The following is a 20,685-nucleotide window of genomic DNA, read 5'->3' on the forward strand; positions in this document are numbered from 1 at the left end:
GGCGAGCGCAGCGACTCCCGACGCTAGAATCACAGCAAAATCCCTTAATATCTCAGTCGGCCAATAAATTAGCATTTGCTACGTGACTTTCTACTGCTGTGGGCACTATGACATCACCAGGCTTCACATTGTAGAAAGCCCGGATCTAACGATTCGGGCTTTTTTACGTCTGCAGAAAAGTAAAATACGCGCAATTAATACACTCTCACAGCAACACCTATCACGTAGGGCGGGCGAGCATAGCGACTCCTCTTGCTAAAATTATAAAAACCTACGCTCTACGATGAGTGCGCAGCATTTTCACTATGACTCTCCACCGCTGAAGGTATCATGACATCACACAAGCATTAAGTTGTAGAGCTCCCGAACCTAACGAGCTGGGCTTTTTACATTTTTAGAAAAGTGATTCAGGTATTCCTCTAGAGCGAAGCGTCTCTCAGTGAATAATCTACTTAATTTAACGAGTTAAAGTGGCATCGCCGATGCGAGTGTAGTTTTTCACTGTGACTTCCTAACGCTGAGGGTACTATTGCACTGTACAAAGCTTCGAATTAAAGAAAGTCCTAACCTAAATAGTCGTTTTTTTGCATATATAGAATGTAAAAATATGAGTGAATAATATCAATTCAAATATATAAGCAGATTGGTATTATATAAAAAGTATGAGATCCTCATAAATCAAAGTTATTTTAAATTAATGGTATGAGTTAATGATTACTCGTTAACAAACTACTGACTTAACTTGTTTATGAAGGCAATGAATACTAATATAATTTCATGACCTTATAACTAAAATTTATTGAGTTAGTTGTTTTAAAATTACTACCAATAATGATTGTGAGCTGTAACTAGATGCCCTATGAAACATTTTTAGATGACTCTACTTCGCTAGTTGAATTTACACGTATTTACTTAGCTATTTTTTATACTTTTGTTGCGGGGTTTTATACATTTAGAATTATTTATAAAAATAGAGACACACCATCAGGCGTTATTTATCCCGGAGATAAGTTTTGTACTAGTTGGTGGAACCATATGGTTTTTAAGTTTTTCAGGGCTGCTATTTGGTTTGTATGTGTAATTAGGGTGTTTGTACCTGAGTTAGATAGCTACCTTGGGTTATTCCCAATTCTCAATGGCTGGCCAGGTGTATTATTTGGCGATATTTTATTGAGTGCAGGTTTTATTTTGACGATGTTTGTACATTTTCATATGGCGGCACTTTGGCGTTCAGGAATTGATCCTAAGGGACCACATGAGCTTAAAACATCAGGACTATATGAATACTCTAGGAATCCGATGTATTTAGGTGTTGTAGCTGCACAGGTGGGTTTCTTTTTAGCCTTACCTAGTATATTTAGTTTGACCTGTTTGGTTATTGGTTTTATAGCTATATATAGACAGACGTTAGTTGAAGAAGCTCATTTAGCTCATCGCTTTTCAATACAATATAAAGAGTACAAGCAACTAGTCCCTCGCTGGTTATAGCTTGGGATTAAGCTTTAAATACATGAATTTTTAACGCAAGAGTAAAGAAGTGTTCTGTGTTGAATTGCTAAAATCCAGCACAATAGACATAAATCAGATCACTTCTTTTTGTTTTATATCAATTCGCTTAATTAAGTGATCTATTTTGAGGATGGAAAAACGTGTTGATAGCTAGGCAAAAAATTTGCTATTTAGTTGTTCTAAATGAGAATTTTTTAACACAGGTAGCGACACATTTAGCCCCGCAAAATGATTAAGTATTATTGCGGATTGGTATTATATACTTTTTCATAAACTCTTGTTTAGTAATTGCCTTTGAAAAAATGTAGCCTTGAATATAATCGCAAGCAAGCAGCTTTAATAGGTCATACTGTTTTTGTGTTTCAACACCTTCCGCTACCACCATTACATCTAGGTTATGAGCCATAGTGATAATAGCCTTCACGAGAGCAATACTATTATCGTTTGATTCAATATCGCTTATAAATGAACGATCTATTTTTAAAATATCTATATCTAAGCGCTGTAGATACGCCAAAGAAGAATAACCAACACCAAAGTCGTCAATCGCTATGTCTATATTAATAGTGCTTAAGCGTTTTAATTGTCGCTGTATTGACGAATCTGGATCCATTAAGGTATTTTCAGTGACTTCAATTAAAATAGTGTTGGCGGGTAGTTGGTACTTTTTACTTGCAACAATCCATTCATCCACCCAGCAACCAGCGCGGTCAATTTCAAGAGGTGATGTATTTACACTGACTTGAATTGTCTTTTCACTTAAAACATTGAATTGGACGGTATCTTGAATTGCTTGAGATTTTACCCATTGGCCTATGTCGTTTATTAATCCATTTTTTTCAGCAACAGGTATAAATTCATTGGGGCCTATTAGGCCTCGTTCAGGGTGGTTCCAACGAATAAGGGCTTCAGCTTTTGGTACTGATTTCCCATCAATTGAAAATATAGGTTGGTAATATAATTCAAATTGGTTTTTTACAATTGCAGTGCGTATCTCTTCTATCAGGCGACGCTTTTCTGTGGCTTTTTCTTCGATAGCATAGGAGAAAAACTCATAGCGATTCCGCCCTTTATTTTTAGATAAATACATCGCTTGATCAGCACGTCTAACGAGCTCTTCTACTGTTAAACCATCAGCAGGGAAAAACGTTAAACCTATGCTTGCAGTAACATAGACTGTTTCTTTTTTTATTTTAATGCTCTGCATTAAACTACTTTTTACAGCTTCGGCAATTTTTGATGCTTCATCAGGGCTACTTACACCCTCTAAAATTAATGTAAATTCGTCTCCACCTAAGCGTGCTACTGTATCTTTTGTTGTTATACAGCTTTGCAGCCTCGTTGCTACCTGGTGTAATAATAAATCACCGTAGTCATGTCCAAGGCTGTCGTTTACTTCTTTAAAACCATCTAAATCTATAAATATAAGTGCGAATTTCATTCCCTTAATACTTACTAAGCTTTGTAGTTTCTCGTAAAAATACCGTCTATTTGGTAAATCGGTTAACCCGTCTTGGTAAGCATATTGTTGCAACTGAATATTTGCATTTTCAAGTTCATTAGTACGAAGCCTAACTTGGTTTTCTAATGAGCTTTCTCTTTGCTCAATGTTGTATAGCATATCGTTAAAACAAGAAGTTAACTGTCCGACTTCATCTTGTGATAGTTGTTTAGCGCGTAAACTATAATCATGTGACGTTGTTATTTTATTTGCTGTTTGTGCTAAATATAAAATAGGGTTTAAAAAGCGGCGCCTTAGCAAAAGGGATAAAATGAGGCTGATAGCAAAGGTAAAGACCATCAAAATCATTATAAATTTAAAGTAAAAAGTGATTCTGTCTTGAATGTAACTGTTGTTAGCGCGTATTTTTAATACGCCATAATCATGCATATCGAGCTGAAGGGGGGTATTAACCTCAATGCTTTGTTCTATTTCTTCATTTTCGGCTTGAGCAACAACAAGTTGTTCACCAGTCATACTCGTTACCATTATACTAATAACATCTGAGCGTATAAGTATTGGGTTTATAAGCTCTTGTACTGCATCTATATCATTAAACATAAGTGCAGCAGTTATATTGGGTGAAAGCATTTTAGACAGCGACCCCAGGCTTTCTATTTGTTCTTCTTTAGCGCTGGTGATTTCATAAGCACTAAATACAATGGTTACTGTAGCGGTTGATACAAGTGCGACACTCATTAAGATGAATAATAATTTTTTGCTCATTGTATTTAATGCAAATAGTTTTTTCATTGCATTACCTATCTACAACGCGTGCAAGTCGTAGTACTTTTGAACTCATAGTAATGCCTGCATCTTTAAGCTGTTGTGGTGCAATTTCAAAGCGAATTTTACCACTGGAAAGAAAGAATCTGATATGGCCGCCATTTTCAATAAATGAGTCTGTTTCACCAATGACCATAATATTTTTTAGATCTAAAGGAGTTATGTTTTGCCACTGAGCAAATGTATCTGAGGTGATAAATAGCATGTTACACGCAGATGTTGTGACTTCATCAATAGTGACTAATTTATTATGTAAAGGTAATTTTTTTATAGTGCGATTTTTTAGAGCGGTGTTAGCCACATCAATAAAGTATTTATCAGGGCTACAAATAGTAAATTGATCAAGGGGCTCTAAATGAGAATCCCAGTGTCCAAAACGTGCAAAGTTATACAAGAAGCCTGCTTTTAGCATGTATTCTTTTTCAACAGCGTCAACGCTGGTACTTAAAAGTACCAAGGCTATTAAGCTTCTGTGAATTAGACTTCTTAATTTAATCATCTAATTAGCTTAGAAATTTGCTGAAATTGTAAACGTAATACATTCATCAATATAGTTTGGTAATGTATAGGTTTCGCGCGTATTACTGTACTCAATATGTGAACCTGAAAATAGGTTTTTACCCGAAACTGCAGTAGACCACACAGGAGTAGCCTGCCAATTCCAACTAATATCTAACGTTGTGTAATTATCAGTATTATATGCATTTGAGTTTACTGCTCGTAATGTCGCAAACACGTTATGGTTGGTTAAAAAAGAATAATCGGCTTTTGCAAATAACTGCCTGTTTTTAGAGTCATACCCGATAGCGGGCTCTACTCTAGGAGGTAAATCGTAGTTATAATCGGTGTAACTATAACCAAACTCAGTATTGAGATTATCAATTGGTTGCCATGATACTACTAAGTCGAACCCTTTAGTGGTTGTGTCTGCTACAGATGCAAAGTCTAAATCTATACGAGTCATTGTTAGTGCTTGAAATACTTCTGGAATTCTCCCTGCTAGAAATAAATCAAGTATAGGAGTGAATTGTTCAGCATGCGTATTCATATCAATAACCGCTACGTTTTTAGCATCGGTATAATAAGTAGAAAGATCTAATGTCCAATCGTTAGCAGTAAAACGGTAGCCTAATTCATAAGATAGATAGTTTTCTGATTTAACTTTGTCATTACCATTTAGGTAAGTTGCAATTCGGTAGTCGTCTATTTGGTCAAAGCCTGAACTTAAACCGGTAAGATCTTTAATTTCTGTACCATTAACTTTAAAGTTGTCGTTAAACTCAATTAATGTTGGTGTACGTACACTTCGCGATATTGCGCCCCAGGTAAGGTGGTTATCTACTGGTTTGTATATAAGTCTTGCTGATGGTTGATTTTCCCAGCCAGTTAAATCGTTATGATCAAGCTTAGTACCAACAATAAAGTCGAGAGTGTCAGGAGTCACATTGTATTGAGCTTGAACAAGTGCACCATATTGTTTGAGGCTATCAAAGTTTTTATCGCTATCTAAAAATACGCTTTCTGCGAAAGATATAGAATTGTATCGGTAGTTCAACCCCCAATCTAACTGTAGAGATTGATATATAAAGTTCATTTGATAATCAATATCTATAGATTCAAAGTCTTCTTTAATATAATTTTGAGAGCCATTTTGTTTAAGCCAAGAAATTTGTAGCATTTGATTGGCATCTGGCGACATTCTGTTTTCAAGGCGCGCCATTATGCGCGAGTCTGTTCGCTTTAAATCATCTGAAAATGAAATGTTTTCGTTGGTTTCATCGACAACACCTCGGTAGTTTTGGCCAAGTGTGGAATGAGTTACATCACTCTGGAGTAGTGCTGACCACTCATCATTAGGGGTAAAGTCAGCTCTAAAACCTAAAGAGTTTTGTTTGGTTGTGTCATTAGGGGGAAGTGAGATGCCTTTTTGGGATTCATTCGCATCTTTTAAGTGCCCATACACTCGGTAGCTGCCTATGTTACTTATATCACCACCGTAGCGAAGATTAGCATCAACATTTATTTGATTACCAGTTGTTACACTTGCGTGTCCACCGCGAGTATCAATACTATTTTTAGTAATGATATTAATAACGCCATTATTTGCGTTACTTCCCCAAAGTAATCCGCCTTGTCCGCGTATAACTTCAATACGTTCAATATCGTACAAAGGAACGTTGAGTGTTTCCCAATAAACAGCGGCAAACTTTGGGGTATATAAGCTTTGTCCGTCAATCATAACCAATAATTTGCTTGAAAAGCGAGAGGCAATGCCTCTTGAGGAAATAGCCCATTGATTGTTATCGAGCTGACGGACAATTAAACCCGGCACCATTTTTAGTGTTTCAGGTACTGATGTAGCACCAGATTTAGTAATTTGTTCTTTACTTAATACATAAATAGATGAGGCGGTATCAAATGCTGATTGTGCTCTTTTCATCGCAGAAGTCGCTTGCACATCCATACCCATTAAAGCATCAAGATCGAGATCTTCATCTTCAAACGGCTCAGCCGTTATAAGAGGGCACACAAAAAGTAATGGCCAAAATAAACGTTGTGATATTTTCACCCAAAAGTCTCCTGCGCAATCAAAAAATCAAAAACAATGACTGTTTTTGTAATACATGTGATATCACACAATATTAACATACATTAACAGCGTAAAAGTATAAATGCGATTAAATCAAAACAACTAATTTTGTAGTAGTTAAAAAATTTAACTTCGGCCAATAAAACAGTAAAATTTAAAAAATAAAGTAGATACATTTTATACAATTACATTTATTAAAGAGTCAAAAAATAGAAGTTACTGAGAGTTATATGATTATATACTATTTAAAATTTAGTCTATTTTTGAAGGACTTCAAAGTATTTTGCGCTTATTGATTATTTAACTTTGCATATCATGCTTTTACAAGGGCGATATTAATTATACGTGCACGATTAATCTAACTTTGTATTAACTATTATTGTAGTTTCAATTACCTTTGCTTTTATTAAAGGTATATAGAATACTTAAATTCGCTTGGTTTTGCTTTGAAGGCACCAAAGTATGGAAAAAAATGAATTAATTAATGTCGAAGAAGTACTCGATTTAATGCTTGATGCGGTATGCGTGGTAGATAAACAAGGCACATTTGTTTTTGTAAGCGCAGCATTTGAGCAAATTTTTGGTTATACGGCCGACGAAGTTGTAGGCAAAAAAATGATTAACTATGTTTACGAAGGTGATCATTATAAAACGCATAATGCCGTAACTTCGCTGTTGTCTGGCGAAATGGTGAACCCTCGCTTTGAAAACCGTTGGATGAGAAAAGATGGTCAAGTAGTTCATATATTATGGTCTGTTCGTTGGTCAGAGCAACATCAAGTAAGAATCGCTGTCGCGCACGATATAACTGAACGTAAAGTAATGGAAGATCAACTCCATTATATGGCACGGCACGATGTGTTAACTGGCCTACCAAATCGTTCTTTATTAATGAATCGATTAGAAAAAGTAATTACTAGTGCAACCAGAGACAACACGTTTTTTTCTTTACTGTTTATAGACATAAATGGCTTTAAAGCAGTAAACGATACTCACGGACATGAAATTGGCGATAAGCTTTTATGCGCTATAGCAAAAAGGCTTTCAGCGTCAGTAAGGCATTACGACACAGTAGGGCGTTTAGGCGGAGACGAATTTTTAATTATTTTAGATAACTTAAGTTCTAGCCACGAAACCGTCAGAATAAAAAATAAAGTCCTCACTGAGTTTAAAGCCGTCTTTAAGTTAGATGACGTACTACTAAATATTTCACCCAGTATAGGAATTGCAAACTACCCCGAGCACGGCCAAACAGATCACGAACTCATAAAGTATGCTGATCAAGCTATGTACAAAAATAAACAACGAGGCTTAGATAACGTAACCTATTTACCTCAATAACTAAGCTGAACTATCACCTTAGGTTAAACAATAGTCACAGCGTCCTTAACTACAATGCCTTACTTGCCGACATATTTTTTAATATCGGTTTGCCAGTGCTGCGCTAAAAAATCTATAAATGCTCTTACAACAGTTTGTTGGTAGTTCCTTGATAAATAGGCTGCCCACAAATTATGTCCAGATGATAATGAAGGCGATTACCGTATCGGCAGTAATACATTTTTTACGAATGATGCAGGCGAAAGCAAGGTATCGGTCACTGATTATGCAACTGCAATGGTTGATGAAGCGCAAAATGCAGCGCACGTAAATCAGCATATTGGTATTGCCTACTAATATGGTTACTAATCAAAAGCGTTTGATTATTTAGATATAACAATACTGGCTCATAAGGTTAAAATAATTTAATCTGAGCGTATTAATTCTTATTAAATTATTTGCCTTATGAGCCTTCTTTTTTCTCTTGCGTTAGCAAGCCTTCCCGCTTTACCAGAGCCAGTTGCTAATAATGCTGTGGCTAAAGTTACAGTACAAAACCAAACCTATTTTTTAAGCTTTATGGGGCTGGGGGGCGATAAACAATACTCGTCCGTACATAACAAAGTGTGGGCGCTTAAAGTTGGCGATTCACAGTGGCAATCTAAAACTGGTGTGCCTTCAAGCTTGCCATTAAAAGGGCGCTTAGCAAGCACCGCAGTCGGCTTAGGCGAGTACGCTTATGTGTTTGGCGGTTATACGGTAGCAGAGGATCATACTGAAGTTTCAAGCCCCGACGTATATAGGTACGACGTAATAAAAGATACCTACACTCACCTTGCTAGCATGCCAGTACCCGTAGACGATAGCGTCGCGCTGAGCTACAAAGCGCGTTACATTTATCTAATTAGCGGTTGGCATAACGACGGCAACGTAAACTTAGTGCAAGTATATGACACGCAAAATAATACATGGCAACAAGCCTCGCCATTTTTAGGTGAGCCTGTATTTGGCCAAGCCGCTGCTATTAGTGCTAACACCATTGTTATTTGTGATGGCGTTAAAACACAAGCTAATCCTGATTCGCGTCGCTCGTTTGCAGGTGTAGCACAGTGCTTAAAAGGCACAATAGATTCAACTAACCCACAAAAAATAGATTGGCGTACCTTGCCACATCCAACGGGCACTGCTCACTACCGAATGGCAGCCACCAGCTATAATGGCAATATTTATATGATGGCAGGCTCTAATAACCCATACAACTACAGCGCAATAGGCTACGACGGCAAACCTGCACCTGCAAGTGACCATGTTTGGAGCTTTAGTATCGAAAAAAACGAATGGCAGATTTTATCCCCAGTTGAAATAAAGAGCATGGATCATCGTGGTTTACTTGAGCACAGTGGGGTTTTATATCGAATTGGCGGCATTGATAACAGTCAGCAAGTAAGCGCTAACGTACTCGGTTACGAGGCGCCAAAGTGAATACCCTTTACATTACCGGAGCGGGAGTCAGCGCTGCCAGTGGTATTCCCACCTTTAGAGGGGAGGATGGTTATTGGACCATTGGCAGTAAAAATTATACGCCTATGGAAATGGCAACGCGCGCAATGTACCAAAATGCCCCTAAAGAATTTTTAGCATGGTATTACCATCGCTTTGCAACGTATCGCAACCATGGCCCAAACGACGTACACCATTGGCTAAGTGATAAAAACCTAATTACTCAAAACATAGATGGGCTTGATGGCAAAGCGGGTAATAAAAATTACATAGCTATACACGGCAGGCTTGATCAAATGACCTTATTTCATGAGCAAGGTGAGCCAGTCACGCCACTTGCCACCCCGTGGGAAAGCGTAGACGAAAGCCGCCTGCAAGAGTCTCTTTTTGAGCTATTTAATATTCAACACCAAACGCCTGAGCTAAACCATTCATTTAAGCCCTTTGTTTTATTATTTGACGAATACTACACCGAGCTTTACAGAATAACACAAGCACAACAGCGTATGCTCAACGCCGATAAAATTGTATTTATGGGCACCTCGTTTAGCGTTAATATTACGCAAATGGCAATTGAAATAGCCCGAAATTACGACATTCCTGTTGAAGTGGTTGACCCTGAACCTGCACATATTTTGCACGCTAACGTCACATATAAAAAAATGAATGCATTAGATTACATTCAATCTAATTAATAAGTGCTATATTTTAAAGGGGTTGATAATGTTTTCTTAAATATTACAATCTCTTTATATAATATTAACGAGCCAAAAATGTTATTATTATCCTGATTATAACAATACTAAAGAGATCTGAATGAGCGACTTAACTGCAATAGCAAACTTGTCCATTTTACTTGTAGAGCCTTCAGAGGTTCAGCAAAAAATAATAATAAAATCGCTTTTAGAAAGTGGTGTAAAACAAGTTGAAACTGCATCTACACAAACACAAGCGCTTAGCTTATTAGCAAGTTATCACCCTGATCTAGTTATAAGCTCTATGTATTTATCTGACGGGACAGCCGATTCACTATTGCAAGAAATAAGATCAAACCCTATCACCGAGCATCAACCTTTTATGCTTATATCGAGCGAGCGTAATAAAAAATACCTTGAGCAATTACGCCAATCGGGTGTGCTGGCTATTTTGCCTAAGCCTTTTAGCGCAAAAGCCATTACCCGCGCACTCAAAGCAACCCTCGATATTATAAGCGAAGAAGAAGTAGAACTTGATCATTTTGACGTAACGTTGCTGCGAGTTTTAGTGGTAGACGACAGCCGCTTTGCGCGTAAACACATAATACGCGTACTTGCGGGTATGGGAATACCTGCACCAATAGAAGCTGAAAACGGTAAAGAAGCTATTGAGCACTTAAACAACCAATCGTTTGACTTAATAGTAACCGACTACAACATGCCAGAAATGGACGGACGGGAACTAACAGAAGCCGTTAGAAGCTCAAATAGCTACTCACATATTCCTATTTTAATGGTGAGCTCAGAGGCAAACGACACCCACCTAGCTAATATTGCTCAAGCGGGAGTTGATGCTATTTGTGATAAACCATTTGAACCGGCCACAGTGCGAGAATTACTGTATAAAATAATGTCTTAAAAGTAAGTACAAGCGTAGGACGGTTATTATTTGGCCTACGCTCATCTTTAAAATACATTTACTATTACAGTTTTCCTAATCTATAAATGAGTAATGCAGTTTTTTTAATGTTTTTATCAAGGCTGGTTAAATCGGCTGTTTCGTTTTTAGTATGCGCGCCGCTGCCCATCAAACCTAAACCATCAAGTGCCATATCAACATGATTTGCCGCAAACGAAATATCAGCTGCACCTGCGTTGCGAGGGTTGGCGGCTACTACTTTGTTGAAGCCTAAATCGTGGCTTGCGTCGCTGTATAATTCTAATAGCTTTTTATTGCCATCAGTTAATGCCATTGGCGGGTAACCGTCTTCAAAAATAAGCTCTGCTTTACTGCCATTTAAACTGTTGCTAGCAATGAGTTGCATTGATCTTTTTGCGTTTTCGAATTGCTTTGGCGATAGTGCGCGTAAATCACCTGCTACATGCACGGTTTGTGCTATTACATTACTTTTACCAAACGCCGTTGCTGACGAATTAGCACTGTCGTAGTCGGCATTTGTACCACCTACAATAAGCCCTGGGTTAAATGTTAAATTAGGTTGCGTGGCAAGTTGCTCTCTAAAATCATTTAAAATGCGTGATGCTTCGTAAATAGCGCCATAACCAACGCTTTCGCTAAATATTTGTGACGAATGCGCTGCATTTGCCGTTACATTTAGCGTCCAGCCTGTATAACCACGGCGCGCCGCCATAGCAGTTTTTATATTGTTATCGCCATTTTCATAACCAAGCGCTACGTCAGCCCAAATTGCGGCATCAACAATAGCTTGTTTAGATAAGCTAAGCGGGCGACCGCTGCTTTCTTCATCGCCAGTCAATAATACTTTTATGCTTACATTTTCGAGTAAATTAAGGGCTTGTAAGCTTTTAAGTGCTGTAATTATTATCGTGTTACCGCCTTTCATATCGGCAACGCCTGGGCCACTGGCTGTATCGGCATCAAGTTGTTTGTAGGTAGTAAAGTTATCGTTTTTGGCAAATACCGTATCTAGATGGCCGATCATCAGTATTTTTATTGCATCGGGATCATTACTCTCATGGGTTGCTAATACATGCCCTGCGCGGTTAAACGCACTGCCATCAAGCCATTCAACTTTAAAACCAATGGCTTTGAGCTGCTCGCTTGTCAGTGCGCCTATTTTTTTTACACCTTCAATATTAAGCGAACCGCTATTAATATTTACGGCTTGCTCTATTTCTTTAAGTGCTTGGGGAATGTTTTTATCGACCTGTTTTACTATTTCACGCTCATTTTTGTCAAGCGCAGCATGGCTTGTAAGCGGCAAGGTACTAGCAAGTGTGAGGATAAGTGCATGGCTAAATTTTAAAAATGACATAACAGCATAATAAGTGAGAATAAGAGTATTTAATATGAAGTAAAAATACACAGGATTCAATAGAAAGAGATTGTGATTTTTAACTAATTTTATAAGCAATAACGAGTTACAAGTTTAAGGGTTATAGGGTGTACGCGTTATTAGTTTAAATACTGATATTTAAAATATGATTTGTTAATTAATAATCAACGGGTATAGCTAATCAGCTATACGTCTGATATTACTGACCTCCATCATTTGGGATTTTTGCTGCACTTAGAAAAGTTGAGACTGAACTAACTGTTTACAAATACTTATTTTATAGCTAGGGTAAAACCATTGTAATATAAGGACATTTGTCGTTTTTTAGGTGACAAATGTCGTAGACTAAATTGTAAGATTTATAGGTATAAACAATGAATAACTTAGTTGTATTAATAACGGGTGCTAATAGGGGAATCGGTTTCGAATTAGCCAGACAATACCTTATAAATGGATGGACAGTAATTGCTACCTGTAGAGATCTAGAAACGGCGGTTGCTCTAGTTTCATTGAAAGGTAAGTTTCCAAATAAATTGTCTATTGAACTAATGGATATCACTTGCCCTGAAAAAATTAAGACGTTGGCAAGTAAACTTAATGAGGAAAATATTAAATTAGATTTAATAGTAAATAATGCGGGATATTTGGATCGAGAAAACACAAGTATCCATACTATTAATTATGCTAATGCTGAAATGTCTTTTAAGGTGAATTCACTTGGACCACTATATTTAACTCATTGCTTTTTACCTTTAATAAATAAAAAACGCTTATGTAAGATAGCCGTTATTTCTTCTGCTATGGGATCTTTGTCGCTAGAACAAAGTGTGGATTGGTATGGTTATCGAATGTCTAAAGCAGCAGCCAATATGCTAGTAGTGAACTTATCACAAGAACTTGTTAATGATAATGTGGCTGTGGTAGCTGTTCACCCCGGTTGGGTTCAAACCGATATGGGTGGCTCTACAGCAAGTGAAAATGTTGTAGATTCGGCTCTTGGAGTTATGAACGTTATTCTGAATTTATCTATTGATAATACGGGAAAACTTTATAGTTTTAATGGTGAGGAGTTACCGTTCTAATAAATATAACAACACGCTATGAGGTGGATAACTAGTAAAGTCAGCTATTAATTGCAAATTTTAAAACTGCTGAGCCTCTTCGTTTTAAGGCTATTAAATACGTCAATTCATTGTAGGGTGTTAACGCGGTTTAAGATCCATAACCCATTCATGCAACACTCTTGGTATGTAAGTGAGAAATAAGAGTATTTAACATGAAGTAAAAATACACAGGATTCAATAAAAGTGGATTGCGGTTTTTAACTAATTTTATAAGCAATAACGAGTTACAAGTTTAAGGGTTATGGGGTGTACGCGTTATTGTTTTAAACACAGATATTTAAAATATAACCTTTTAACTAATAATCAAGCTGTATAACTAAACAACGATTTGTCTGATATTACTGATCTCCACCATTTTGGGGTTTTGCTACATTTAGAAAAGGTAAGGCGAATCTAACTAACTGTTTACAGTTGTTTATTTTATAGCTAGGATAAAATCATTGTAATATAAAGACATTTGTCGGTTTGTAAAACGACAAATGTCGTAGACTAAATTGTTAGAATTTTCAGGGAAGTATTCATAAAATGAATTGGTTACAAATATCAAATTTAGGAAGTAACAAAGTTGTAAAGTCTATGATGATATGGATGCTTGTAACTCCAATTGTTGCCAAAGCCCTAAGCTCTGTTGAATCTATCAATTTATCATTTCTGCAAACAGACCAAAGTATTTCTTTGAGCTTACCTTTTTCATGGCAAGTGTTCTTTTTTTGTGCATTATCTTTTACTGTTGCAAATATTATTTACACTATGAAATGTCCCGAATTAATAAGTAAATATAAAAACTACGCAGATTTTGAGTCAAAGGATAATAGTTTATATCTTGTAATCAGTAAATTTAATCAACATGTAAACTCCGAAATGGTTAGAAGTAATTTCTTGGAAATTGGGGTAATAGTATCAAAGTATACCCCTGCGAAAGATATTGCACTTGAATGGACTAGCGATGATACGTCGAATGTGAACTGGAGAAAGGGCATTGATTCTTTGAGACATGCCAATGTAGAAGACAAGCCAGATATATTTGCATCATTGAGGATTTTGCTTGCCAAATTAAATTCTAAATGGGCTTTTACTTGTGTGGCCTTTTATGCACTGGGCTTTATAGGAATGGGATTTGTTATGTTACAAAACATTACGTATGTTTGTCAGCAATTCAAATTCTAACAAGGCAATTAAGCGGACTAAAACAGTTGGTTATGTTTCGTTCCTCACAATTTTAACCAACTGTTTTAGTCCGCTTATTGCGGCGTTATAAGGCGTAATCAAGTATGGATAAACAAGCGAGGATGGAGCTTCGTAGAAAAGCTGGTTATAGAGATTTTCCTAAACCACAGGTCAAATATCAGGGGCCAGAGTATTCTATGTCTTTTGCTTGTTGTGAATGTAAAACCTCAAACATGCGCCAATTCAATCTTGAACCATGTCAATACCCCAAAGTAATTGAGTGTCCTGTTTGTAAAGGTGTAGCTGTAAATTTAGGCCGTCATTTTAAACCACCTAAAAAATCAGATACGGCACAATGGAAAAAAGTAGAGTTTTTAATTGAGCATGGTTTTGTATTCCAAAAAATTCGACTAATTAAAAACAGCTACGAGAGTGTGCCTTATCCAGAAACTCTAGCGCAAGCTAAAGAGTTTGTTGTAAAGTATGAAACGTATGCAATTAAAACGCCATATAACAAGACGATCCAATAAGGACAAAAAACAGTTGGTTTTGCTCCAGCGTGAATTACAGTGACACCCAACCTAAATCTTGTAATGCTTTAAAAACGCTTAGAGTTAATTAAAGGAGCTCATTTTTTAATTGAATTTGGCTGTTGGAGTTATTTTACAGTCTCGTTAGTTGCCAAGGATAATAATGAGAACATTTCAGCTTTTAGGTTTTATACTTGCGATTGTTGGGTTTATTTTAGGCTACGTGATGCTAGCCCCAATTGATGGTGAAGCATCCGACGCTTCAGCAGGAGGTACAGGCATAGGCATTATGTTTATGGTGTTACCTATACTTGGTTGGTCTGCGTTAATATTAGTGCCCTCTTCAGTAGCATTGTTCAACCATGAAGTAAGAGAACGCACTTATTTCAGAGGCAATTTTTGGCTAAACCTTTGGAAAGTAAACCTAATTATTTCTTTTGGATATATTGACGTTGTCTTATATTTTGCTTACATATGGTTTAAGGGCAGCATTGGCAATTAATAAGACTTTAAATGCGTAATACCTTTAATTCATTCTTACCTACTAACACCTAACCCAAACTAAGTACTAAGAACCATCAGGTTTAACACCATTAGCATTAAACCTGACAGCCCGAACTCAACCAATCAACGTTAATTAGTCGGCATTAAATAAATCTCGCGTACGCTGTTGCGCTGGTTTGCTTCAATAGCAAACAGTACGGCGTCGGCTACATCTTGTGGGTCGAGTTTGTCGGGTTTAGCGTCATCAAAAAACGGGGTGTTTACCATCCCTGGTGCTATGGTTGTGCAGCGGCCGTTCCATTCGCTCATTTCCTCAGCTAAGTTTTGTCCAAAGCCATAAGCAAACCATTTAGTTGCACCGTAAATAGAGCCGCCAATTGGCTTACGGCCAGCGGCAGAGCTGGTTAATATAAAGTGACCTTTGTTTTGGCGTAAATGCGGCAGTGTTAATTTTGCAGTCCACAGTAGGGCTTTAATGTTTATGTCGATCATAGTTGACCACTCATCGGGATCACCTTTTTCGGTGCCAGCGGTTGAAACACCCATGCCTGCATTAGCAAAGGCAACATCTAATCGGCCAAACTTCTCAATACCTTTGGCAACTACGTTTTCAAGCGCGGTAAAGTCGGTTGCATCCGCAGCTACGCCCAGTGCATTATTTGAGCCTAATGACTCTACTAACTCAGTTAACTTATCTTCGCGTCTAGCGGTAAGTATTACTTTATGACCATTATTAACAAGGGTTTTTGCGGTTGCTTCGCCAATACCACTTGAAGCGCCGGTTATGAGTACTATTTTCTCTTTTGCCATGAATAACCTCTTTAATAAACGTAAAAAAACTTAAACCGACCATACCAATAAACGATTAACCTACATTGAATAGTCGCTATAAATTCGCCGTAAATAGGCGGGCTTTGCGTCTCAAAAATCATGGTTTTAATGTTGTTTTTAAAATTGAAATAAGTGATTAAAAAAGATAGGTTAAAATTTTTTATTCTATATACTCGCGCCACTTCTTTTGAAGTCGGTTTTTATTAAATTTAACCATTATTTTGCTGAGTTTCAGCCACATTTATCGGAACAAACATGAAAGATAAACTTTTAGCGTTTTGGCAAAGCCATTCAGAAGCAATCATCACTTTAGGTTACAAAGTGGTTTTAGCATTGGCGATTTTAGTTGCGAGCGCGCTTATTGCACGTTCGGTTAAAAAAGCGATTAAAAACTCTAAATCGCCATTAAAAAGAGTGGATAGTACGCTGGTTCCTCTTTTATCGAGTATTGCTGGTTATTTAGTTTATATAATTGGCGGGCTATTTATTTTAGATATTTTTGGCGTTAATACGGCAAGCTTAATTGCGCTAATGGGCGCTGCTGGTTTAGCGATTGGTTTAGCTCTTAAAAATACGCTGAGCAATATTGCCGCTGGAATTATGCTATTAATACTCAGACCTTTTAAAATAGGCGACTTTGTTGATGCCAGTGGCACGCTTGGCACGGTGAGTGAAATACATTTATTTACTACTATTTTTAAAACCACCGACGGTCTTTATATTGCATCCCCTAACAGTAAAGTGTGGGGTGGCAATATTAAAAACTTTACCCGTAATGGCAAAAGACGAATGGACATAGTGGTGGGTATTTCGTATGCCGACTCGATTGACGTTGGTTTAAATGTGCTTAAAGAATTAGCCGCATCAGAGAGCCGATTACTCGCAGAGCCTGCACCTAAAGTAATGGTGACATCAATAGGTGAAAGCGCGGTAAACATTCAATTACGCGCATGGACTGTAAATGGTGATTATTGGCAAACCGTGTGGGATCTAAATAAACGCGTTAAAGAAGCTATTGAAGGTGCTGGGCTGAGTATTCCGTTTCCGCAGCGTACGCTGCATATATCTGAGTCGATGGCATCGACAATAACTGTTAAAAAAGATGCTTAAATACGTATTAGCATAAAAATAAACATAAACATAAATAAAAATAGCGAGCCTTGGCTCGCTATTTTTGTATTGACTGAGGTATTAACGCTCTAATTGAAAGTCGTACACTGAGCCTAAATTAAGTAGTTGTGTAAGCTCATCAAGTGCTTGGTAGCTTTCAGTTAATAGGGCTGAGTCTGCAAAGTCACTTGCGCCTAATTTGTCGCGGTAGTTACGTTTTGCCCAGTCACACAGTTGTGTGTATTTAGTATCAGTTAAAATAACCTCTGGGTTTACTGCAGCAAGTTCTTGCTCATTAAGAGCTACACGTAAACGCAAGCAAGCTGGGCCGCCGCCATTTTGCATACTTTGGCGTAAATCAAAAAACTGCACTTGGTTTACTGGGTTATCAGCCATAATCATTTCTTCAATGTAGGCGTTAACCGCGCTGTTGCGTTTACACTCTTGTGGTGCCACTAACAGCATTGAACCATCTTCAAGGCTCACTAGCTGGCTGTTAAATAAATAGCTACTTACAGCGTCGGTAATGCTTACTTTATCGGTAGGTACTTCAATAATATAAAATTCTTTATTGCCCACATACGCTTCGCGAATATCTTGCAGTGCCAAAGCTTGGTTTAAAAATGCTTGCTGGTGGCACAGTAATACGTTGGCGTTACCTACTGCAATTACATCGTTATGAAACACGCCTTGGTCTATTACGTCTGGATTTTGCTGTAGTAAAATTTGGCTTGAATCTTTTAAGTTATGTAAGCGACAAATTGCTTCTGAGGCTTCAAGTGTTTGCCTTGCAGGAAACTTAGCGGGTTTTGGTAATTGGCTGTTAAACGCGCTGGCACCAAATACAAACATTTCAAGACCTTGCTCGCCGTGGCTGTCACAAAAACGAGTATGGTTTGCTGCACCTTCGTCGCCAAAAAAGCCTTGGTCAGGCAAATGGGTATGGTGTGCAAAGTATTTGTCGTTATTAAACATGGCTTTTAATAAGCGCGTAGTGGTTGCAGGCTCTAATGAACGATGAAACTTATTATTTAAATTAGCTGAAGTAAAATGTACTTTGCCGTCGGTTGTATCAGGAGATGGCGATACCGTAGCGGCATTGGCTGTCCACATTGCAGACGCTGAGTAACACGCACGTAATAAAATAGGATCGGCTTTAAACGCTTTATGAATGACTTGTGCATCGTTACCGGTAAAGCCTAAGCGGCGTAGTACGTTTAAGTCGGGGCGTGCATGAGGGGCAAATACACCTTGAGTTAGGCCTTTGTCGTGCATGGCTTTCATTTTTTCAAGGCCTTGAAGTACCGCCTCTTGAGGATTTGAAAAGCTTGCTGCGTTATTCAACGAGGCAACATTACCATACGATAAACCAGCGTAGTTGTGAGTAGGACCCACTAAGCCATCAAAATTAACTTCCAAAGCGTGCATACACGTTCCAACTAAAAATTTTCAATAGGGTGCAACAATACAACGCAATAGGGCTGCTTGCAAAGTTATAAACGCAGTGTTTTTACTAATTTTTCGATGTTTTTATATGTGTGATTTTTTGCAGGGAGCTTCGTTTTTATATCAGGTGGCTAATAAGTAATTAAATAAGGTTTATTCATAAATTTCATAGTGTGCAAAAGCTTAGCCTAAAGTAGGTTTATACATTTAAGCTTTATGCCAAGCCTTTACACAATACGATGCTACTTAACATAGGCGCGTTCTTTATCAGCAGTAGTGCGGGTATTTGTTGGATCATTAACTTGCCAAACGCTAATGTCTAAACGCCATAAAAGGTAAAAAGTATGGTATAAATTGAACATGGTTTTTCCTTGGTATTTTCACTGAACACATCAGTTTATAGGAAGAAGTATGCCAACATTAACTTGAATATTTTATGAATAGAAATCAGGTGTTTAGTATTTAAGTGTAAATATGTACTAAAGAATTAGCACCAAAGAGGTGAAGTATTTTTAAAATATGCACCAGTGTGGTGTGTTTTTAACAAAAAGCCCTGCAACTATTGGGTCACTTAAATGTGCAAGGCTTTTTAAAAAATACAGTCACTTAAAAAGTAAATTAGCGGCCTACTTTTCCTTTTACTAAAGGCTCGAACGACATTACTTTAAACTTACCGTGGCTTTGATTTTTGCCATTATTAAGTACAGGCGAATTATGTAAATCATCAACGGTAAAGTATATTTTATCATCAGCTCCGTAGCTAAAACCATCTGGCCAGCTAAGACGATCGTCTTTAAATAATACTTCGTAGTCGCCAGTAGGTTTAATTACGCCAATTGCACCGTTGGTTATGTCGGTTACGTATACGTTACCGCCGCCATCAACAATAATACCGTCTGAAATTGGCTTAGTGCCGTAACGCGTAACTTTATCCTCAAGTGCTTTAGCCGAAAGGCTCTCGTTATTTATATCGCTGGTGGCAATACGGTAAACCGACGTGCCCGACATAGATCCAAAGTAAAGCCAGTCTTCGTTAGGGTCAAGCGTAATTGGGTTAACACCTAAGCGGGCAGGTTGTCCGCCAAGGCTCATTGTGCGCCCATCAATAACCATATCGATATTTTCGGCTGTGGTGTAATGGCTATTTTGTAGCACTCTGCGTGCTACACCTGTTTTAAGGTTTACCGTAATAATAGCGGCTTGGCTGCCTTGGGCTGTGTCGGCAATGTATACAACGTCATGCTTATTATCGATGACTAAATCGTTTAAAAATGAGGTGTCGGTAATGGTAGGTTTAGCCAGATAAATAATTTTATGCAGTTGCTCTTTATTTGTATCCCAACCCACTAAGCGCCCAGCGCGATCTGGCCCTGAAGTGTCGAGCATCCATAAAACGCCATCGCTTGATACGTTTATGCCAAGCACATCGTAAAAACCTTTACCGTTATTGTAAGCGTATGCCCATTCTTCATTAGGGTAGGGCTTAGTTGTACCATCGCTTAAAAGCTCCATAATTTTTTGCTTTTGGCCAAAAAAACCGTGCACAGATAAAAACTTTCTGCCCGATGGGGTAATAGCAATGTTACCCGGTGGGTGCTGCGCATCAAAAGTGGCTACTGTTTTTAAATCAGCATTTTGGCCAGCAGTATTAGCAGTATTGGCAGATACGGCGTTGCTACTTAAAAGTGCCGTGCTACACGCCGCAGCTAATAGTAATTTTTTAATATGAGTCATTTTTAAAACCTTTTAAAACA

At 37.7% G+C, this 20,685-nt stretch carries 17 protein-coding genes and 1 pseudogene; 10 read left to right on the forward strand and 8 right to left on the reverse strand.

Going from position 1 to position 20,685, the window contains the following annotated elements; genetic code table 11:
• Positions 1–852 precede the first annotated feature (852 nt).
• Positions 853–1,488, forward strand: coding sequence for an isoprenylcysteine carboxylmethyltransferase family protein (locus I6F50_RS18970; protein ID WP_197177017.1), 636 nt, complete (start codon positions 853–855; stop codon positions 1,486–1,488).
• Positions 1,489–1,741: 253 nt separating this feature from the next.
• On the opposite strand, the gene I6F50_RS18975 is transcribed toward I6F50_RS18970, so the two are convergent.
• The 3 genes from I6F50_RS18975 to I6F50_RS18985 are packed head-to-tail and all read right to left on the reverse strand — an operon-like array spanning position 1,742 to position 6,365.
• The gene (locus I6F50_RS18975; protein WP_197177020.1) at positions 1,742–3,763 is read right to left on the reverse strand and encodes a bifunctional diguanylate cyclase/phosphodiesterase; all 2,022 of its coding nucleotides are present in this window, start codon (positions 3,761–3,763) and stop codon (positions 1,742–1,744) included.
• A gap of 4 nt (positions 3,764–3,767) precedes the next feature.
• Positions 3,768–4,295 carry a YfiR family protein gene (locus tag I6F50_RS18980; protein ID WP_007586256.1) on the reverse strand — a complete coding sequence of 176 codons (528 nt, stop codon included), beginning with the start codon at positions 4,293–4,295 and terminating at the stop codon, positions 3,768–3,770.
• Positions 4,296–4,304: 9 nt separating this feature from the next.
• Positions 4,305–6,365 carry a TonB-dependent siderophore receptor gene (locus I6F50_RS18985; RefSeq protein ID WP_197177022.1) on the reverse strand — a complete coding sequence of 687 codons (2,061 nt, stop codon included), beginning with the start codon at positions 6,363–6,365 and terminating at the stop codon, positions 4,305–4,307.
• A 483-nt stretch (positions 6,366–6,848) separates the two neighbouring features.
• On the opposite strand from I6F50_RS18985, the gene I6F50_RS18990 reads away from it, so the two are divergent.
• On the forward strand, positions 6,849–7,727 hold the full coding sequence (locus tag I6F50_RS18990) for a sensor domain-containing diguanylate cyclase (protein ID WP_197177024.1): 879 nt from the start codon (positions 6,849–6,851) through the stop codon (positions 7,725–7,727).
• Between the two features lie 59 nt (positions 7,728–7,786).
• On the opposite strand, the pseudogene I6F50_RS20370 reads toward I6F50_RS18990, so the two are convergent.
• Positions 7,787–7,906 (reverse strand): annotated as a pseudogene (locus tag I6F50_RS20370) (LysR family transcriptional regulator); the annotation flags it as partial.
• Positions 7,907–8,171: 265 nt separating this feature from the next.
• On the opposite strand from I6F50_RS20370, the gene I6F50_RS18995 reads away from it, so the two are divergent.
• The 3 genes from I6F50_RS18995 to I6F50_RS19005 all read left to right on the forward strand — a co-directional run bounded on the left by I6F50_RS18995 (position 8,172) and on the right by I6F50_RS19005 (position 10,820).
• Positions 8,172–9,188 (forward strand): kelch repeat-containing protein, encoded by a 1,017-nt coding sequence (locus I6F50_RS18995; protein WP_197177026.1) that lies wholly within the window; start codon positions 8,172–8,174, stop codon positions 9,186–9,188.
• Positions 9,185–9,901 carry a Sir2 family NAD-dependent protein deacetylase gene (locus I6F50_RS19000; protein ID WP_007586245.1) on the forward strand — a complete coding sequence of 239 codons (717 nt, stop codon included), beginning with the start codon at positions 9,185–9,187 and terminating at the stop codon, positions 9,899–9,901. Before I6F50_RS18995 ends, I6F50_RS19000 begins: the two co-directional genes overlap by 4 nt.
• Before the next feature lie 121 nt (positions 9,902–10,022).
• Complete coding sequence (locus tag I6F50_RS19005) at positions 10,023–10,820, forward strand: response regulator (RefSeq protein WP_197161793.1); 798 nt, start codon at positions 10,023–10,025, stop codon at positions 10,818–10,820.
• Positions 10,821–10,884: 64 nt separating this feature from the next.
• Here I6F50_RS19005 and I6F50_RS19010 read toward each other — a convergent pair whose 3' ends face one another.
• Positions 10,885–12,198 carry a M20/M25/M40 family metallo-hydrolase gene (locus I6F50_RS19010; RefSeq protein WP_197177028.1) on the reverse strand — a complete coding sequence of 438 codons (1,314 nt, stop codon included), beginning with the start codon at positions 12,196–12,198 and terminating at the stop codon, positions 10,885–10,887.
• A gap of 395 nt (positions 12,199–12,593) precedes the next feature.
• Between I6F50_RS19010 and I6F50_RS19015 the strand changes: the two genes are divergently transcribed.
• The 4 genes from I6F50_RS19015 to I6F50_RS19030 all read left to right on the forward strand — a co-directional run bounded on the left by I6F50_RS19015 (position 12,594) and on the right by I6F50_RS19030 (position 15,542).
• Positions 12,594–13,301: an SDR family oxidoreductase gene (locus I6F50_RS19015; RefSeq protein WP_197177030.1), complete on the forward strand. Its 708-nt coding sequence runs from the start codon at positions 12,594–12,596 to the stop codon at positions 13,299–13,301.
• 567 nt (positions 13,302–13,868) lie between these two features.
• On the forward strand, positions 13,869–14,510 hold the full coding sequence (locus I6F50_RS19020) for a hypothetical protein (protein ID WP_197177032.1): 642 nt from the start codon (positions 13,869–13,871) through the stop codon (positions 14,508–14,510).
• A gap of 104 nt (positions 14,511–14,614) precedes the next feature.
• On the forward strand, positions 14,615–15,040 hold the full coding sequence (locus tag I6F50_RS19025; RefSeq protein ID WP_197177033.1) for a hypothetical protein: 426 nt from the start codon (positions 14,615–14,617) through the stop codon (positions 15,038–15,040).
• 163 nt (positions 15,041–15,203) lie between these two features.
• Complete coding sequence (locus I6F50_RS19030) at positions 15,204–15,542, forward strand: carbon starvation protein CstA (RefSeq protein ID WP_197177034.1); 339 nt, start codon at positions 15,204–15,206, stop codon at positions 15,540–15,542.
• Positions 15,543–15,673: 131 nt separating this feature from the next.
• On the opposite strand, the gene I6F50_RS19035 is transcribed toward I6F50_RS19030, so the two are convergent.
• Positions 15,674–16,354, reverse strand: coding sequence for an SDR family oxidoreductase (locus I6F50_RS19035; protein WP_165741038.1), 681 nt, complete (start codon positions 16,352–16,354; stop codon positions 15,674–15,676).
• A 276-nt stretch (positions 16,355–16,630) separates the two neighbouring features.
• On the opposite strand from I6F50_RS19035, the gene I6F50_RS19040 reads away from it, so the two are divergent.
• Positions 16,631–17,485, forward strand: a complete 855-nt coding sequence (locus tag I6F50_RS19040; RefSeq protein WP_197177035.1) for a mechanosensitive ion channel family protein — start codon at positions 16,631–16,633, stop codon at positions 17,483–17,485.
• Between the two features lie 81 nt (positions 17,486–17,566).
• Here the strand turns inward: I6F50_RS19040 and astB are convergent, their stop codons facing one another.
• On the reverse strand, positions 17,567–18,913 hold the full coding sequence (gene astB / locus I6F50_RS19045; protein ID WP_197120064.1) for an N-succinylarginine dihydrolase: 1,347 nt from the start codon (positions 18,911–18,913) through the stop codon (positions 17,567–17,569).
• 636 nt (positions 18,914–19,549) lie between these two features.
• The gene (locus I6F50_RS19050) at positions 19,550–20,665 is read right to left on the reverse strand and encodes an L-dopachrome tautomerase-related protein (RefSeq protein WP_197177036.1); all 1,116 of its coding nucleotides are present in this window, start codon (positions 20,663–20,665) and stop codon (positions 19,550–19,552) included.
• Positions 20,666–20,685: the final 20 nt, after the last annotated feature.

The organism is Pseudoalteromonas sp. NZS127_1 (genome assembly GCF_015864295.1).
Taxonomy (GTDB): Bacteria; Pseudomonadota; Gammaproteobacteria; order Enterobacterales; family Alteromonadaceae; genus Pseudoalteromonas; species Pseudoalteromonas arctica.

Coding starts and splice junctions, on each gene's coding strand:
- I6F50_RS18970 (WP_197177017.1), top strand. CDS start 853: ATGCCCTATGAAACATTTTTAGATGACTCTACTTCGCTAGTTGAATTT.
- I6F50_RS18975 (WP_197177020.1), bottom strand. CDS start 3,763: ATGAAAAAACTATTTGCATTAAATACAATGAGCAAAAAATTATTATTC.
- I6F50_RS18980 (WP_007586256.1), bottom strand. CDS start 4,295: ATGATTAAATTAAGAAGTCTAATTCACAGAAGCTTAATAGCCTTGGTA.
- I6F50_RS18990 (WP_197177024.1), top strand. CDS start 6,849: ATGGAAAAAAATGAATTAATTAATGTCGAAGAAGTACTCGATTTAATG.
- I6F50_RS18995 (WP_197177026.1), top strand. CDS start 8,172: ATGAGCCTTCTTTTTTCTCTTGCGTTAGCAAGCCTTCCCGCTTTACCA.
- I6F50_RS19005 (WP_197161793.1), top strand. CDS start 10,023: ATGAGCGACTTAACTGCAATAGCAAACTTGTCCATTTTACTTGTAGAG.
- I6F50_RS19010 (WP_197177028.1), bottom strand. CDS start 12,198: ATGTCATTTTTAAAATTTAGCCATGCACTTATCCTCACACTTGCTAGT.
- I6F50_RS19015 (WP_197177030.1), top strand. CDS start 12,594: ATGAATAACTTAGTTGTATTAATAACGGGTGCTAATAGGGGAATCGGT.
- I6F50_RS19020 (WP_197177032.1), top strand. CDS start 13,869: ATGAATTGGTTACAAATATCAAATTTAGGAAGTAACAAAGTTGTAAAG.
- I6F50_RS19025 (WP_197177033.1), top strand. CDS start 14,615: ATGGATAAACAAGCGAGGATGGAGCTTCGTAGAAAAGCTGGTTATAGA.
- I6F50_RS19030 (WP_197177034.1), top strand. CDS start 15,204: ATGAGAACATTTCAGCTTTTAGGTTTTATACTTGCGATTGTTGGGTTT.
- I6F50_RS19035 (WP_165741038.1), bottom strand. CDS start 16,354: ATGGCAAAAGAGAAAATAGTACTCATAACCGGCGCTTCAAGTGGTATT.
- I6F50_RS19040 (WP_197177035.1), top strand. CDS start 16,631: ATGAAAGATAAACTTTTAGCGTTTTGGCAAAGCCATTCAGAAGCAATC.
- astB (WP_197120064.1), bottom strand. CDS start 18,913: ATGCACGCTTTGGAAGTTAATTTTGATGGCTTAGTGGGTCCTACTCAC.
- I6F50_RS19050 (WP_197177036.1), bottom strand. CDS start 20,665: ATGACTCATATTAAAAAATTACTATTAGCTGCGGCGTGTAGCACGGCA.